Source organism: Paenibacillus sp. PCH8 (assembly GCF_002968835.1).
GTDB lineage: Bacteria > Bacillota > Bacilli > Paenibacillales > Paenibacillaceae > Paenibacillus.
On the sequence record NZ_PKQK01000001.1, the window covers coordinates 21,104 to 38,358 of the forward strand.

General features: G+C 43.8%; 14 protein-coding genes, 1 pseudogene and 2 CRISPR repeat arrays. Of the genes and pseudogenes, 3 read left to right on the forward strand and 12 right to left on the reverse strand.

Annotated elements, in window-relative coordinates; genetic code table 11:
* Positions 1 to 30 precede the first annotated feature (30 nt).
* Positions 31 to 2,487 carry a CRISPR-associated helicase/endonuclease Cas3 gene (locus C0Q44_RS00090; RefSeq protein WP_105405508.1) on the reverse strand — a complete coding sequence of 819 codons (2,457 nt, stop codon included), beginning with the start codon at positions 2,485 to 2,487 and terminating at the stop codon, positions 31 to 33.
* Between the two features lie 907 nt (positions 2,488 to 3,394).
* Entirely contained in the window at positions 3,395 to 3,745 is a 351-nt protein-coding gene (locus C0Q44_RS00095; RefSeq protein ID WP_105405509.1) for a hypothetical protein, read from the reverse strand.
* A gap of 355 nt (positions 3,746 to 4,100) precedes the next feature.
* On the opposite strand from C0Q44_RS00095, the gene C0Q44_RS00100 reads away from it, so the two are divergent.
* On the forward strand, positions 4,101 to 4,310 hold the full coding sequence (locus tag C0Q44_RS00100) for a helix-turn-helix domain-containing protein (protein WP_017690359.1): 210 nt from the start codon (positions 4,101 to 4,103) through the stop codon (positions 4,308 to 4,310).
* A 254-nt stretch (positions 4,311 to 4,564) separates the two neighbouring features.
* On the opposite strand, the gene C0Q44_RS00105 is transcribed toward C0Q44_RS00100, so the two are convergent.
* Both C0Q44_RS00105 and C0Q44_RS00110 read right to left on the reverse strand, forming a co-directional pair.
* On the reverse strand, positions 4,565 to 4,816 hold the full coding sequence (locus tag C0Q44_RS00105; RefSeq protein ID WP_105405510.1) for a hypothetical protein: 252 nt from the start codon (positions 4,814 to 4,816) through the stop codon (positions 4,565 to 4,567).
* Positions 4,817 to 5,182: 366 nt separating this feature from the next.
* Positions 5,183 to 5,812, reverse strand: coding sequence for a hypothetical protein (locus tag C0Q44_RS00110; protein WP_181150795.1), 630 nt, complete (start codon positions 5,810 to 5,812; stop codon positions 5,183 to 5,185).
* Between the two features lie 327 nt (positions 5,813 to 6,139).
* Positions 6,140 to 6,919: direct repeats of the CRISPR family, unit length 33 nt; unit sequence ATTTCAATCCACGCACTCCATACGAAGTGCGAC.
* A gap of 375 nt (positions 6,920 to 7,294) precedes the next feature.
* Between C0Q44_RS00110 and C0Q44_RS00115 the strand changes: the two genes are divergently transcribed.
* Together C0Q44_RS00115 and C0Q44_RS00120 are read left to right on the forward strand one after the other, a co-directional pair.
* Entirely contained in the window at positions 7,295 to 7,873 is a 579-nt protein-coding gene (locus tag C0Q44_RS00115) for a TetR/AcrR family transcriptional regulator (RefSeq protein ID WP_105405512.1), read from the forward strand.
* 78 nt (positions 7,874 to 7,951) lie between these two features.
* Entirely contained in the window at positions 7,952 to 10,138 is a 2,187-nt protein-coding gene (locus C0Q44_RS00120) for a YhgE/Pip domain-containing protein (RefSeq protein ID WP_105405513.1), read from the forward strand.
* 127 nt (positions 10,139 to 10,265) lie between these two features.
* Here the strand turns inward: C0Q44_RS00120 and C0Q44_RS00125 are convergent, their stop codons facing one another.
* From C0Q44_RS00125 to melA, 8 genes and pseudogenes are all read right to left on the reverse strand, one after another.
* Positions 10,266 to 10,607: a DUF4190 domain-containing protein gene (locus C0Q44_RS00125; RefSeq protein ID WP_105405514.1), complete on the reverse strand. Its 342-nt coding sequence runs from the start codon at positions 10,605 to 10,607 to the stop codon at positions 10,266 to 10,268.
* Positions 10,608 to 10,713: 106 nt separating this feature from the next.
* A CRISPR array of direct repeats spans positions 10,714 to 11,149; the repeat unit is 33 nt; unit sequence ATTTCAATCCACGCACTCCATACGGAGTGCGAC.
* A 227-nt stretch (positions 11,150 to 11,376) separates the two neighbouring features.
* Positions 11,377 to 12,131, reverse strand: a pseudogene (locus C0Q44_RS00130) (amino acid ABC transporter ATP-binding protein).
* A gap of 33 nt (positions 12,132 to 12,164) precedes the next feature.
* Entirely contained in the window at positions 12,165 to 12,824 is a 660-nt protein-coding gene (locus tag C0Q44_RS00135; RefSeq protein ID WP_105405515.1) for an amino acid ABC transporter permease, read from the reverse strand.
* A gap of 112 nt (positions 12,825 to 12,936) precedes the next feature.
* The gene (locus tag C0Q44_RS00140) at positions 12,937 to 13,707 is read right to left on the reverse strand and encodes an amino acid ABC transporter substrate-binding protein (protein WP_105405516.1); all 771 of its coding nucleotides are present in this window, start codon (positions 13,705 to 13,707) and stop codon (positions 12,937 to 12,939) included.
* A gap of 131 nt (positions 13,708 to 13,838) precedes the next feature.
* The gene (locus C0Q44_RS00145) at positions 13,839 to 14,360 is read right to left on the reverse strand and encodes a DUF4825 domain-containing protein (protein WP_181150796.1); all 522 of its coding nucleotides are present in this window, start codon (positions 14,358 to 14,360) and stop codon (positions 13,839 to 13,841) included.
* Between the two features lie 32 nt (positions 14,361 to 14,392).
* Positions 14,393 to 15,088, reverse strand: coding sequence for a permease prefix domain 1-containing protein (locus tag C0Q44_RS00150; RefSeq protein WP_105405518.1), 696 nt, complete (start codon positions 15,086 to 15,088; stop codon positions 14,393 to 14,395).
* A complete protein-coding gene (locus C0Q44_RS00155) occupies positions 15,085 to 15,444 on the reverse strand; it encodes a PadR family transcriptional regulator (RefSeq protein WP_105405519.1) in 360 nt (119 codons plus the stop codon). The genes C0Q44_RS00150 and C0Q44_RS00155 overlap by 4 nt, the downstream gene beginning before the upstream one ends.
* 293 nt (positions 15,445 to 15,737) lie before the next feature.
* Positions 15,738 to 17,243 carry an alpha-glucosidase/alpha-galactosidase gene (melA, locus tag C0Q44_RS00160; RefSeq protein WP_105405520.1) on the reverse strand — a complete coding sequence of 502 codons (1,506 nt, stop codon included), beginning with the start codon at positions 17,241 to 17,243 and terminating at the stop codon, positions 15,738 to 15,740.
* Positions 17,244 to 17,255 lie beyond the last annotated feature (12 nt).

A 17,255-nucleotide genomic window follows, 5' to 3' on the forward strand; every position in this document is an offset into this window, starting at 1 on the left:
TGAATCTCCCTCCTGTAATGGATCATATGATCAGATCATCATAGGTTCCCAAGCACCTTCACCCTTAGATTCCACGCCGAAATCATCGGAATATGCAGGTTCTCTCAATGCCAGAACATGCCCATGCAAAAGGGGCCTCACATCTCCGTTTTTCTCCAATGCCCGGAGTTCATGGTCGTATATATTCACCGTATACTGCTGAGCCTTGCGTAATAACTCACTCATTTCACCAGGTTCCATTTCTCCATTCAGGTCCAAAATCAATTCTCTTCCTTCTTCCCCATAAGGAACAATTACGGGCGTGGCGTTCGTGGATATGGCTTCAAAATACTTCTCCGCCGTAGCTATCGCATAGTGATTCACAACCTCCGGCTTACAATCATGCTTCTTCTTATAGGCATCCACGTAATAACGATTACGGTCCATCAGATCAAACAAGTTCTGTTCAAGCTTAGGAATGGGGTAATGCATTTTGTCTCCAATATCATTAAAATAATATTCGAAATAACGGGACATTGCCTTTGAAGATAACAAGTCATTTCCGAGCGATCCGGGGTCATCCTTGAATTCCTGAAGCACACGTTCCGTTTTCTCAGCACCTATTTTAATCTCAGGCAGATTCGTTAACACCTCATCCGATGAGCGAATGATGTACACATTGCGAACCTTATCTTTCCCGTGCCGGTTACATCGTCCAGCCGCCTGAGCAATCGAATCCAAACCAGCCAAAGAACGAACCACGCAATCAAAGCTGATATTCACGCCCGCCTCAATAAGCTGTGTACTCACACAGATGATACGCTCACCCTTTGCCAATCTCGGAATAACGCCATACTCCCCGGATAAAACCTCTTTGCGATGCGCCGCACACATATTGGTACTTAAATGAACAATTTGAACGCCACTGTCTCGCAACCATTCCACTTCATTTAACTGTTCAAACAGTTTACGGACCGCTGTTTTCGTATTCAAAATGACCAGCACACTGTCCACTTCTCTCATTTGTTCCTGGACAAAAGAAGACACTTCCTCCGCCCTCCACCCCGAAGGTGAATCCTGCGTAAGGTCCTGTAATTCAACTCGTTTGAAGCTTCGTCCGACCTCGTCTAAATTCTGAATAATCTCCGGCTGCTCCGAGAAATGCAGCTTGTGCTTCACAAAATCCAATGCAGGCTGAGTAGCTGTACAGAGCAACAGGCTGGATCTCCCAATCACATGCAGGAAATTCAGTGCAGCATTAAAGAGGGAGATACAATGAACCGGAACCGACTGCACTTCATCAAATACAATGACTGCCTTGGAAAGCTGATGTAATCTGCGGACGTTTCGGGTTCCTTTAGCATAAAAGGTGTTCAAAAATTGAACCATCGTCGTGAAAATAATCGGCCGATCCCAATGATCACGGGCAAGCTTGAGATTCTTTTTGCGCAAATCTAGGGTCTCCCCTTCGTCGCCCTCATGGCGTTCGTCATCCTTGTCATCCACCACGTTGGAGTGATGTTCCAAAATCATGTCATCGTTCTTCAAAATACTGCGGATCTCAGCCGCATTTTGTTCAATGATGGTGGTGTACGGAACGATATATATAATCCGCTGTTTGTTATGTTCAATGGCATGTCTGAGCGCATAGCGCATACTGGCAAGCGTTTTCCCCCCGCCTGTTGGTATGGAAAGGGTGTACACTCCTGATGGACGATACGCAAATTGTTCGCATTGCCGGGACATTTCACGTCGCAATCGATTAATGGGTGTGTCTACTATACTGCTGTGCTCAAGCTTGCTTAAATGTTGAGATAGTAATTCATAGCTTTGTTGAAAAAAAGACTTGTAATTGATTTCTTCTGCTATAGTTTCATTTTCTTCAAATCGCCTTGTATTCGTTCGATCTGCGTCGATCAGGCAGCTAAACATATATTTGATAAGCAGTGCTCCCGCAATCGGCGGAAGTTTATGCTCTTTGATGATCTGTATGTATCTTTGAAGCTCTTGGATCGCTTGCTTAAACATATGGTCGAGTTGGCCTGGGGGGTTGTGTTTGAAAAATTCTTCTTTCGCTTGCTCATATTGATCTAATTCCTTGGAAACGACTCGCTCCATATAAGGTGAAGCTTTATCAGGTGATATGTAGTCTCTTAGACCCTGATGATGGGAGATAATACAATTGGCAATCCACTCCGCTGTGTACTTTGACTCAAGCGTTGTGCCACTTCCATGGTAAAGGCTGTGCAGCAGCTTGCCACCAGCAGTCGAATGATCAACTGAACCTTTGCGAGGAGGGGCATCTGGGTTGGCGACAGCTTCCTGAATGTAGTTTCGAAAAAGATCTGTATTTTTGCCCATATCATGCAGAAGACCAGCAATGCCTGCCAAATTTTTGACACCAATCTTCTCTCCAGCTTGCTCCGCACCTTGCTTAACCTCTACTAAGTGATCCTGAACGGTTTGTATTCTTCCATCCTTTTGACAGATATGCGCAATATAGGTCACACCACTTCACCTCCACTGAATTTCATGACATTAATCCCAGATCCATAGGCAAAAAGACTCACATTGTAAATTTCGACACCAAAATACATTTCCCTTCTATAAACCCTGTATTTTTAGAATATTATGTAATTTGTTATGAAGGCAGTAATACTTTTGCAGCTAAGTCATAACTGTATTCAATCAAATATAAAAAAGCTCACCTCATGCTACAGATTAGTGTAGATGATGGTAAGTCTTTTGACATGTGATTGCGATTTTAGTGCATTTATAAAGATTGCGACCGCAGTTGGCACCTATCAGCCTACCTGGGAAGGAAATTTCAATCCACGCACTCATATAGAGTGCGACAACGCCTTCGATCTCTCTCGGAGCATCATAGGAATTTCAATCCACGCACTCATATAGAGTGCGACAGGCGCTTTGATGCCCGGGTGATGTTTATACTCAATATTTCAATCCACGCACTCATATAGAGTGCGACGGAAAAAAGATTCAGGGAGAAACAGTCGTGGAACTATTTCAATCCACGCACTCATATAGAGTGCGACAGCAAAAAGTAACGTATAGTCGTTTCAAAAAAGATATTTTACCGTTATTCTGTCATTTCGTAAATAATAATAAATACATCTTAATACAAATAATCCAGTTAATTCAAGAATGATGTTACCAAAAGGGGACAACAATAGCTTGATCGACAATTTTCGAGGTGCGAATCTCCTAGAGATTTTATGTGAGCTTAACATTCGCACCACCATTAAATAGCGCTTTTTACAGGTCTAATCTTTGTAACTTTAGAAAATTTATTTTCATAGTTCAACATCTAAAGAACCAAAGACAATATTCAATGTATTTGATCTCATTCTATAATGATACTATGACCATCGTATCATTATAGAATATCCGTTTTTTATTGAAATCGATCAAGCTTCAAATTCATATCAACACGTTCTGGAGTCCACAAAAGGATATCCGTAAGAAAAGTCAACGCATCCATTCCGCATAATCTATCCACGATTGACTCTATCAGTTCTTTTACATTCCCTTGGGGTTTCTCAGCGAGAATTATTCCTCCGGTATCTCCATTAATATATAAGTGATCTACGTGAGCAACTTTGTGTACATGCCGCAGCCATAGCGTACCTTCGTCAAGGAAAAAGATATAACTTTCATTCATAACATATCCTTGGTAAATATAAAAATCCTGAACGTCATCAAAAGGACCTATCACTACAGAAGCTAATTCAATACGATCTGACATACTCAGGAACACCTCTTTTCATTAGATCGTTATCAACATCTCATATTTCTGTAACTTACTAGATTAGTATAAATAGATGTTTGTTCCGTACAGCTTCAGCATAGCCTCACCATTTTCTAACAAATCAAAAATCATTTTTCATGCATAGTAATCCTTCATTCTGAGATATCGCCTCCATATTACAAAAATAAATAACAACTTTTTAATGAACTAAAAGTTCGATTTATTATACATATAGTACAATAAGTTAAATTTTTATTCAATACTAATTTATACAAAAAGTACGACATCTTGTATTTATAGTCCATATTCAATAAAATACACGTATATATACACTTTTTCTTGGAGGTTAATGATGGCATTAAAACCTAGCTATAAACCAATGGAGATTACTCTAATTAAAAAGGACAAGAATAAAACTTACCTGCGTACTCAACTAGGTATTTCACCTTCTACTCTAGCCAAAATGTCTAATGGAGAGTTTGTCGCGTTAAGTGTGATTGCACGTATTTGCGAAGACCTACAATGTCGTATTGAAGAAGTTGTTGAATTTATAGAGGAGTAAATTTAAGTGGATATCTCAAATCTATACGATGCGAGAGACTATACGTTTTAGTGGATTTGAAAAAGGAGTTTTGTTTGTGCGGATTTACTTTATAGAGAGAAACTTGCCTACATTTCACTTTGATCTACGATATTTAAAATCACAACCGATGCTCCTTTCCAATAAAATTTGATGTTCATGCTACACGAGTTCCGATAATTACTTTTTGAATAACGGTAATTTATATTCTGATTTAGCACATATAATATCATTTCTTATAACTTTTGAATAAAAGAGCCTCTCTTAATTCCATTAAGGTTCAATTTTCCTCTGATATTAATCCCCACAATCGGGCGTTCAGTAATCGAAAAAGACAAGCTCACATCTATCACTTCGCACTCAATAGATGGTCCATCTATACTGTGTACCAGAATTGTTGAACCCACTAATTTTTTCAAGGAATATAATTGGAACTCTAAACCTATAGCACTGCATATAAGCACGGTACCACGTTCAGGTATATCCATTGTGTCCTCCAATTTAAACGTATACAGTTTGCCCCCCCTTGCATATTTTCCAATTTCCTCTCAATCTATGTACTATAAAGTCTGACCAGTTCAATTTACGTACTGGCTCCGGCACCGTCCGCATTATCAATCCACATACTCCATAAGAAGTGCAACGGCATATCATTAGATGCTTACTCAGATTTAGTTGAGAATAATCATTATTGGTCTTGCTTGGACAAAAAAGCCACCCCTCAAAGACTGGGACAGCTAATCAAGAAACATCATTTTTTATCGTCAAACCTACAAGGTAAAATGCAACGCGGCTACATCATTTATTCCCATTATAGAGGCTCTTATCCAACCTAGTCCAACATATAATTTTAATTAAGTATGAATTTCAGTACAATTTAATAATACGCTTACAGCCTGGGCACTTCTTCCAATCCGTCCATAATACATCGCCATTTCGTAGCTGAATTTTAGATAATATGAGGCATCTATATCTGAAATGTTCTTCCAGTCAATGACCTGTATATTTTTTTCAAATATACTTTCTAATTTTTTTATAGGTAATCCGCTTAACCGATTGGCTTCAAGTAGCGTTAAGAGCCCAGAAATCAACTCGTCCTTACTTTGCAGTATAAATGATAAATATTCATCTAAAACCTCTGTTTTGCCTTCCAATAAATCCAATACCATCAAATTAACTTTAGAGATCTCTGCATAATATTTAACTTCATCTATCGATTCTTCATCTGTGATTCTTAACCATTTAAATTCGCCATAACTTTCAATACATTCCCTTGCCTTACCAAACTCCAATAACTTTTGATGAGCTATTCCCTGCATCAAAAGAGCATAACCCATATAATAAACAAGCACACGATCTGTATGTATTTCTACGATGTGTGTATCTCCAAGTAACATATTTAAATTGTAAATTCTAATGGACTCCTCATATAACGTTTCGCCTAGTCTAATTATTTCGCTCCAGTTATTCAAGCTATAAGCCATTCTGAGTAGTGTCACAGTCGAGTCTAATCCGTATCCATCATAATACCTCGACATACCCCCACTCCTTTTTTTACAATTAATAACATTATATTGATTTTTCTACCACAGGTCAAACCATTGTTTAACAAAAAAACTTAAAATAAGCAGCATTTAATATGACATTTCAGTTTTAGGAATTATTATCTAATTTTTTAATTCTCTGAAATGAAAAAGTCTTACCCACTTATTCATGCTTAGCATAATAAAGGTAAGACTTTTTTGGGGATTCGATTTGCATTCCATACGGAGTGCGACAAAATACGGTTATGATTCATTACTACCCGAAATGTTTCAATTCACGCACTCCATACGAAGTGCGACTCGGAATTATAAAGAGCGACATACAGCCTATCTGGATTTCAATCCACGCACTCCATACGAAGTGCGACACGAAATTGGAAACGAGATCGTCATTGATCCAGTGATTTCAATCCACGCACTCCATACGAAGTGCGACGTTTCACGGGTTCCGTCATCAACAATGGAAGAGTAATTTCAATCCACGCACTCCATACGAAGTGCGACGAGCTCGCAAATCCTCGATGTAATCATGTATGTCAATTTCAATCCACGCACTCCATACGAAGTGCGACAAGTTTGCTTGCCCGCTGATCGATGAGCTGAAATATTTCAATCCACGCACTCCATACGAAGTGCGACTTTCTTCCAAACTGATGTTTAGCCGCTGATCAGATATTTCAATCCACGCACTCCATACGAAGTGCGACGTACGAACACGTCAACTGTTTCAGGACTTACAAATGATTTCAATCCACGCACTCCATACGAAGTGCGACTTCCACCAACAAAAACCATTTCGTCAATGTCGATTATTTCAATCCACGCACTCCATACGAAGTGCGACGATGCACCGCAAGATACAACCGTTGTAGATAAAAAATTTCAATCCACGCACTCCATACGAAGTGCGACGGATTCCGTGCTTGAACAGTTGATGGAGGATAAGATTTCAATCCACGCACTCCATACGAAGTGCGACATTGACTCCGCTCGTTACGCCTTTGAGGATGATATATTTCAATCCACGCACTCCATACGAAGTGCGACAGCGAAAAAGTACGTATCTTAACCATTTGAACCATCAAAACAACGTTTTTTCACTATTATTCTATGACTTTCCATATCATTAATCAATCTATTTATACATTCCATTGCCAAAAGGTAACATTTCCACCCTTTTCGACAAATTCTGAGGTGCGAATCCCCCAGGGTTTTCATGTGAGCATCACATTCGCACCTGTTTGTGTCACATACGGATTCCCCCAAAAACCTTCTTCATCCCCCATCCCACCATGACAAAGATCACATCCATCATCCCTGTCCGAGTGCTACAGTTATAAACGACCAATTGACCGAAAATGTAATCCGGTCAACTTTAGATACACCTTTTACTCATTCAGACAACAAGGAGGTGCATATACCATGAGAACCATTGATCGAAGGCAACAGGTCATTGACTCGGCGGAGAAATCATTCGCGTTGTTTGGCTATAAAGCCACCACCATGGAGCAAGTCGCGAGACTGGCGAACGTGGGGAAAGGTACGATCTATACTTTTTTTGAAAATAAAGAAGAACTGTTCGACGAGATTCTCCACTCGATCATTACCGATATGAAACAGATTACGGAGCAAACGGTGAAGGAAGAGAATTCGTTTCTGGACAACGTACACCTGAGTATGGACTCTTTGCTGGAGTATAGGGAAGAGCATGATCTGTTAATCAAACTGTTCCAGGAAGTGAACGATTTCGGCACGCCACAGGCCAAGGAAGGTCTGCTGAAAGTAGAGACAGCGATTCTCGAATATCTGGAACGCCAAGTTTCGCGGGCAATGGAATTGCAGCAGATTCGAGAGGATAACCCCAAACTGGTCTCTTTTGTACTGCTGAAACTCTATGTCACGTTAACCTCGGATTGGAACAAGGCGCATCCTACGCTACAGAAGGATCAGATTAAGGATTTTGTGGGCCTCTTTCTCAAGAGTGGATTATCCCCAACATAGAGGAAGATGTGTCGCTTAACCCTTTTAAAAATTAGAAATAGAACTAACGGAGTAGCGTGATAATGGGGAGAGAACATGATGAAATCATTAACTGTATTTGGACAGGATTTGAAGTCCGCCTTTAAGAAACCCAAAGTATTCATTCCGATTCTCGTTGTGCTGTTCATTCCGGTGCTGTATAGCGGTCTGTTCCTCAATGCATTCTGGGACCCGTACGGCAAAATGAATGAACTGCCTGTAGCCGTGGTCAACACGGATCAGGGTGCAACCTACAACGATAAATCGCTGGAAGTCGGTCAGAATCTGGTCGATGAATTGAAAAAAAGTAACGATTTCGACTGGCAATTCGTGACACGGGAACAAGCGGAACAAGGTATGGAAAACGATACGTATTACATGACGATCGTGATCCCCGAGGACTTTTCAACAAAGGCCACAACCCTGATGGATGATCACCCGCAACCAGCCGAGCTGATCTATGAGCCCAATGAAGGATACAACTTCCTCGCGGGTCAGATTGGTGGTACTGCGGTCAAACAGATCAAATCCAAAGTCTCCGCCAAAGTAACTGAATCCTATACCGAAACGTTACTGGATCAGGTAGAGAAGATCTCTAGCGGTTTATCGGATGCCGGAGACGGTGCCAACAAGATCAACGAGGGCGCAACCAAGCTGGATGACGGTGCTTCTATATTGAAAAAGAACCTGTCCAAACTGGCGGATGGAACCCACCAACTGGAAACAGGTGTTACACCGCTAAAAGAAGGTACAGCTACCTTGGCACAAGGAATCGGTACGCTTCATTCAGGAGCTAACTCCCTGTCCGATGGATTGTCCCAATTGGCGGCAGCAGGCACGAAGCTTGGTAACGGTGCATTGCAGGCTGAAGCGGGTGGCAAACAGTTACAGGCTGGCATTCAATCCGCTCAGGGAGGCGCGGCTAAGTTAGATGCAGGACTCGCGGCTTCCGAACAAGGAAGTGCGAAGCTGGCAGCCGGGTTGCAAATCTCCGTCGAAGGCAGCAGCAAAGTGAGTGAAGGTGCTAAGGCCGTTGCGCAAGGTCTTGCCCAATTAGCCGAAACCAGTCCTGAGCTTGCCGCGAGCCCTGCTGTTCAGCAATTGTTGGCAGCAAGTCAGGCCGTTGCCGCTGGCAGCGAACAGGTCTATCAAGGCGGACAGCAATTAGTGGAAGGCAGCAAAAGCCTCCAAGCTGCGCAACAGCAACTGCATCAAGGCAGCAGTCAGCTCGTGCAGGGTGAACAGCAACTTTTACAAGGAGCAACACAATTATCAACCGGACATAAGCAGCTTGCAACGGGCCTTCAACAATTCAACGCCAAGTTGTCTGAGGCAGCAGCCGGAGGAGCCAAACTTGCAGAGGGTTCGAGTCAGTTGAATGCAGGTGCAGGCCGATTGGTTACGGGCATGAACCAGCTTTCGGACGGAATCGCGACCGTTGCCGATGGCTCCCGTAAGCTGGATGATGATGCGGGAACATTAAAAGAAGGTACTGCCAAGTTAACCGACGGCTCTGGCGAACTTGCCACTAAGCTGAATGAAGCGGCCGCTGAAACGGGCAGTGTGAAAAAGACCAATGAACTTGTTGAAATGTATGCACAGCCTGTTGAGGTGAAAGAGCATAAACATAACGAAGTGCCCAACTACGGTACTGGATTCTCGCCATACTTTCTATCACTCGGGCTGTTTGTCGGTGCATTGATTGCCACACTAGTTGTACCCACACGCGGCAGTACGGTTACCGATGCGAGTAGCTGGAATCGTTTTGTGAGTAGAACCCTTGCTTTCACGATTATGAGTGCTGTTCAGTCCCTACTCGCTTCATGGCTTGTGTTGTCTGTCTTGGGTCTGGAGGTTCAAAGCATTCCGTTATTCCTCTTATTCAGCTTTGTGACCAGCTTGAGCTTTATGTATATCATTCAGGCTTTGGTTACTTGGCTGGAGAATCCAGGGCGCTTCCTGGCAATTCTCATGTTAATCTTCCAACTGACAACCAGTGCCGGTACGTTCCCGTTGGAACTTATTCCGAATTGGTTGAAAATGTTCAATCCATGGCTGCCAATGACCTATTCCGTAACCGGTTATAAAGCCGTTATATCAAGTGGGCAGTTCGGCGTAACCTGGGATCAGATTGGCATTCTGTGTATCTTCGCCGTGGTTGGTCTGGGGGCTACATTTACCTATTTCATGGTGCATCGCACCAGTGAGATCGAGGACATTAGCGGTGAAGTCGTACTCCACATGTAAACTGGAAAAATAAAAAGCAAGGCGTGTTCATAAGCTACTCGTTCTTCTGGAACACAGCGAGTGTTTGCTTGAGCACGGCCTTGCTTTTTTAGTGTGAAATACGTCTTCGTATTCTAACTTCATATTTCTAATATGTAGAGTAAATTTCAGAGCTGGAGGTAAAAAAAGTAAACAACAGTACGAGCGCAATAAGTAATGTACAGAGTGCCGTTCCAATAACCCCACAGACAAGCCCCGCAATGGCTAAACCTTTCCCCTGTTCCATGCGTACTTTGATTTCTTTGAATGCCATGGACGCAAATATGATCGCAATGATACCAATAACAAATCCCAAATAAAGAATGGTCAATGACAAAATCCCCAAGACGAGAGATGTTATGGACTTGCCGTTTGTCTTTGGTACTACATAAGGCGGTCGTGGAACTGTATCACTATAATATCGATCTACATCATTCTGGCGATAATCCAAAAGTAAATCCTCCTTCTTTGTTAAGTAACAACATTATAATCCAAATAGCAAAAGATCTGAATTAACCTAAACGGAACCTTGCCTTTAATCCCCCTTCACTTCACCGATTTTAATCCATGTACTCCATACGGAGTGTGACACAAGACGGTTGAATCTCTCTTGCAGGAGATTGGAATTTCAATCCACGTACTCCGTACGGAGTGCGACAAGATTTCATTGGGACCCATAAAGAACCCGGTATCATTTCAATCCACGCACTCCATACAGAGTGCGACTTCAAAACAAGTAGATGATGCAACTGCTGCTGTTATTTCAATCCACGCACTCCATACGGAGTGCGACGTAACAGCCTGGGACATCTGGCAGGCATTCAAGATTTCAATCCACGCACTCCATACGGAGTGCGACCTGATCGCAAAGTACGGCCTGATGCAGCATTTGGAATTTCAATCCACGCACTCCATACGGAGTGCGACTACAGGATTAATTCTCTTGCATGCGAAGCAGCGATTTCAATCCACGCACTCCATACGGAGTGCGACAGCGGAAAAAACACGTAACAATAGCATATGTATATATACTCATTACGTGTTTTCGATCATCTTGCCAATTATGATATTCATTTTAATATACAACACCCAGAATATTCAAGCTTTCATTGCCAAAAGGCAACTAAAATGACCTTTTCGACAAATTCTGAGGTGCGAATCCCCCAGGGATTTCATGTGAGCTTGGCATTCGCACCTGCCTGCATATCCGTTAAGCCCTTCTATGATTCCACTTCCACCCTTTGCAAAAAGGTCCGCGTACGCGCAAGCTTAGGATTGCCGAAGATTTGTTCTGGCGGACCCGCCTCAGCAATCTCTCCGTTATCCATGAAAAATACGCGATCCGCAACGTCACGGGCGAAGCTCATCTCATGCGTGACGATCATCATCGTCATGTTCTCCTGTGCCAGCTGCTTGATGACACGCAGCACTTCCCCGTCAGTTCGGGATCGAGTGCCGATGTCGGCTCATCGAACAACAGAATGTCCGGCTGCATCATTAGTGCACGAGCAATGGCGACACGCTGTTTCTGTCCACCGGACAGATTGGCCGGATAGGTATCGGCTTTATCCGACAGTCCGACTTTGCCGAGTAATTCCAGGCTTCGGTAGCGAATAACGCTGGAGCTTTCTTTTTTCAAAGCCTTCGGCGCGAGTTCCAGATTAGCCTGTACGGTCAGATGCGGGAACAAGTTAAAATGCTGGAACACCATACCCATACGATCCGTAATTCTGCGAATATCAGCGGCACCAGCATAACGACCATTGTCCACCAGCGTCTGATCCTGAATGCGAATCGTTCCGCCCGAAATATCCTCCAGATGAATCAGGCTTCTCAGCATCGTACTTTTCCCCGATCCCGAAGGTCCGATCACAGCGATCACTTCCCCCGGCTCCACGTTGAAGGATACCTGCTTTAGCACATCAAGTGTACCGAATGATTTTCTTAACTGATTCACTTCTATTATATGTGTCATACATACACAGTCCTTTGATCAATAAGATTTAATTTATTCATATGAAAACTTCTTCTCCAGCGCCTTGAAGAGTAACGTGAGCACCAGTGTCATGAGCAGGTACATGATTGCTGCAACGAAAAATGGAATCAACTGTAGGTCCCTATTCACCGCCGCTTGAGCGTAGTATAACAACTCGGGTACAGCCACGGCATAGAGTAGTGCCGTATCCTTGATTAGCGTAATAGATTCATTCGCTGTTGCAGGCAATACCACTCGAATCATCTGAGGAATAATGACCTTCGTCATGGTCTGCCACTTCGTTAATCCGAGTACCTTCGCGGCTTCATGTTGCCCTTTATCAATAGACAGTAGTCCACCCCTGAAGATCTCGGCGAAGTACGCCGCATAATTCAGGATGAACGCAATGCCCGCCGCTACAAAACGATCAAACACCAGATACTCCCCGATCACCGGAAGCAACGGTAAACCGAAGCAAAAGAATAGAATCTGGAGCAGTAACGGTGTCCCCCGCATCACATAGACATACGTATGTGCAACCCACGCCAAAAGTTTATACTGGCTTCTCATCGCCAGCGTGACGGCAAATCCAAGGGGCACAGATAGCACGATCGCGAGCAAAAACATGAAAATGGTGGTCTGCGCACCCTCAAGCATAGGTTTTAAAATGGTCGATAGATAATCCCAACTCATTGTTTTGTCTCCTCTAATCTGTTAACCCCGCATCCCTCGGAAGCATAAATCGCTCCAGCGTGGAATACGGGGTCCGTTTTGTTTCAAACTATATATCAGGTGTGCAACCTGACTATTTCAGAACCTTATCTTCACCCAACCATTGGGTGGAGATTTTAGCAGCTGTTCCATCTGCATTCAGCTCATCGAGTGCTTTTTGCAGCTGATTCAAGAGCTCTTCATTCCCTTTTTTGATACCAATACCATATTGTTCTGGTGCGAGAGATTCATCTAGCAGTTTGAATGTGCCCTCTTCCTTCGACATGTAATATCTCGCAACCACTTCATCAATAATGACCGCGTCCAGACGTGTCGTCTTCAGATCTGTCAGTGCAAGCACGTTATCCTTGAACTCGGAAGCCTTCACTTTATCCTTCAAAGAACTGGATGCCAGAGCATCCGCCGCTGAGGACAGGGCCTGCAAACCTATGTTTTTACCATCCAATTCATCCAGCTTCGTGATTGGCGAGTCAGCAAGTGTAATAGCAACCTGACTATTCTCCAAGTACGGCTTCGTGAAGAGCACTTTCTCTTTGCGCTCATCCGTAATCGTGTATCCATTCCAGATCATGTCGATCCGGCCACTGTTCAGCTCAGACTCTTTGGAAGACCAGTCAATCGGTTGGAATGTGATTTCTTTACCCATTTTCTCCGCTGCCGCTCTTGCGTAATCAATGTCAAAACCAACAATTTCATTCTGCTCATCCCGGAACCCCATGGGTGCAAATTTGTCATCAATTCCTACAACAATCGTGTTATCGTCTTTGCTTGCGGAACTGGAACAACCAGCCACAATCAACACACATATACTAATGAATAATAGTAGAATCGCTTTTTTTCTCATCTCTAGAACCCCTCCATGTCTATACCATAACCTCAACGCTTTAGTTCGTTACCACGTTATCAGAGACTTATAATAACATAGCATGGAAGAAGAGTCGAGTGTCTTGCCCATTTCCTTTGATTTGATGCAGATTAATTGTCAACAATTTGTGAAAAAGCCTCATTCACTTGTTCCGGTTCCACGAGTCTATCGCGTACAGTTGAATTCCAGAGATCCAACTTCTGGAGATTTGTTAGCTCCGTAGTCGTCCATTGCCGGGCAGCCTGACGAGACAAGGTATGACTGGTATTCTCAAACTGATAGACGACCTGCTCCAGATTATCGATCATAACAAAGTTCGCAACCGCATTATATACGAGTATCCGTTTAAGTTCCTCTGCGTCCATCTCGCGCGTATCCAAGCTGTAATTCACTTGAGCTGTGAACGTCTCCGGATACAACTGGTAACCATTCAACTTTTCACGCAAAGGCAAAGCCTGATTCAGATGACTAAGGTTTGAATGATCGCCCATGTAGGGACTGCGATACTTCGCTAAAACGGTAAAATCATGAGTCAGCGGATTCTGCTGCTCTGCCTCGTACTGATCCTGTTTTGCCTCAATCTTCGGATTAACGAAGCCCTCAACAATCACTAAACCAATGATACCCAACACAACAAATGTTGCAATCCATATGTTCCTAATCCTCATATTGCATCACTCACTTCATACTCGCTAACGATTCGATACGCCTGATGAACTACCAAAGGAATAATAACGCTCAGTAATGGGATGGCAAAAGCAATGACGATTACAGCAAACTGGTAGGGTCCTTCCACCTGAATGGGTCGATTAAACCAGATATTACTTCCGAATCGCAACGCTGCCTGCGTTCCCCACAGCACGAGTATAAATGCCGACCACAACCACCATATTCTGCGATTCCATTGCATTAAGGTAGGGAATCGAATAACCGTGGTTTTCACCGAAGATGCTGGATCGTTCCCCCTGTTGATCAACATATACAATACATACGTCCCACCAACAATAAGACTCAAGATCATAAGCAGGTTGTTTATGGCGGAGCCCTGCATCAGCACTCTCATTGGAATGGTAATGATCCAAGCTATGAGACAATAAATCAGAGCAAACTGCAACAAGGATGTCCAGTAAGGAACACGTTGCACCCTTCGCTGGTCACTCATCACCTGATCCATACCAGCCATATGCTGAATGGCGGTCTGGAACGCCTTCTCTTCGCTCATCCCCTGCGAGATATAATCGCCAATCCGCGCAGCAAGATTACTGTGAATTTCTTCTTTTAATTCCTGATTGTCCAATGTATCTTGTGCGTGAGCGAACAAACGATTGATATGGCGGGTGATGCGAACTTCCAATCTCATAGCTCTTCCACTCCTTTTTCCTCGGATACAATCATGCAATCAATCAGTGCCCTGGCTGCCTGCCAAGCTAGAACCTGCTCTCTATAGGCTTCAAGACCCTGCACTGTAATTCGGTAATATTTGCGTCGTCCTCCCTGCGTCTCTTCCCCCCAGTAAGACTCCACATATTCACTCTTCTCTAGCCTCTTCAAACTGGAATAGAGCGTAGGCTCCTTGAGTTCAAATTGCTCTCCGCTCTTGCGATAAATTTCTTTAATAATGCTGTAGCCATAGTTATCTGCAGGAATAAGTACACTCAGAATGATCGGGTCAATATTGCCGCGAATCAGATCACTGTTAATCACTTGCACATCCATCTGCGAGGTTCACCGACTTTCTTCCATCCTGCGTATACTATAAAACATATTACTATGTCTGTAAAGGTAATATGCGTGGATTGGTAAATACACAAAAAACCTTCCTTTCGCTTTGCGTCTGGAAGATAAAGCGAGGTATATGACATAAACTCTTCATTACGATGAGAAGCTTGATTACATTCATGTTTCGGACGACAAAACCAAAAAAAGGCCCAAATCCTCCACCCCAAGGACTTGGGCCTTTGCCGTGTTTCTGTGTCTCGTCATCGGAATACTCTAGCTATTACTTCATTTTACTGTTGCACTTTCTCACGGTCTTTTCCTTTGTCAGATTCTCCCGCGTTCTTATTGGCAGCATCCCGATCTTGCTGCATTTCTTCCACCGTTTTCACCTTGAGACGTGCCGCGCCTTCGTATTCCTTGGTTGGAATCAGGTCGCCAGCAGCGAGTCTGGCTTCAGCGGCAGCAATAGCTTCTCCATATTGTGGCAGCCATTGGGCCTGTGCAACCAGCATCTCATCTACCATCTGCCAGATCTCTTTCGGATTACATACAGCACCTACGAGCGGGTCCATCATAAACGCTTGGCGAAGTAATTTATCGTCTCCGTGTACTGCGGCTTCTACTGCGAGGCGCTGCACAGAAATACTCACATTACATACCGCAGCCGGGCCAAGTGGCAGATCTCCTATATGCGGCATCGAAATGCCGTTGCGATCCACATATCCCGGTGCTTCAATAATGGCATCATCCGGCAGGTTGGAGATTACCCCATTGTTCACCGTATTGAAATGGCCACGATAGACACGTCCCGTCTCCAACCCTTCGATAATATAGGAACCGTGCTCCTCGCCCCGTTTCTCCGAAATGAATTGCATCGGTTCATCCTTCATCCAGTTGGGGAAATCCGTCTCGAACCAGTTACGTCCTTCTGTACACACACGTAGATATCCACCCGTTTCCCCGTTAATCCAAACGTCCAGATCAATCCAGTCCTTAATCTCTTCCGGCCGTTTGCGATACCACGGCACATATTCACTCAGATGACCATTCGATTCCGTACTGTAATACCCGAAGCGTCGCAGCATGTCGATCCGTACTTTCTCGGTACGACTATACTCTGGATGTTTCTCGAAGGCTTCGAGCAGATCACCTGTAAGGTCTTTCCCCTCATGCGAAGCCTGGATATACCAGGTCTGATGATTGATGCCGGCACAGACAATATCCACTTCACTCTTTTTCAAGCCAAAAACTTCCGCAATCTGATGATGACCATGCTGTACACCGTGACACAGTCCAATCGTCCGCACACCGCCATACTTATTACATGCCCATGTCAGCATAGCCATCGGATTAGAGTAGTTCAGGAGCAGCACATCCGGTGCACTCTGTTCACGAATATCTTTACAGATGTCGAGCATCTCCGCAATTCCGCGTTGTCCGTACATAATGCCGCCTGCACACAGCGTATCGCCGACACATTGATCTACCCCATATTTAAGTGGAATGTCCACATCGGTTGCAAATGCTTCCAGTCCCCCAACACGAATCGTACACAGTACGTATTTCGCATCTTGAAGAGCTTCTCTACGATCTGTCGTCGGCTGAATCTGAATATTCAATCCATTCTCGCGGATATCCCGCTGACACAGTTCGGTCACCATGTCCAGATTGTGCTGATTAATATCACAGAACGCAATCTCAATGTTGTTAAATTCCGGTACCGTGAGCAAATCCCGCAGCAATCCCCGTGTAAATCCAATACTTCCCGCCCCGATAAATGCCACTTTAAACGACATACATATGACCTC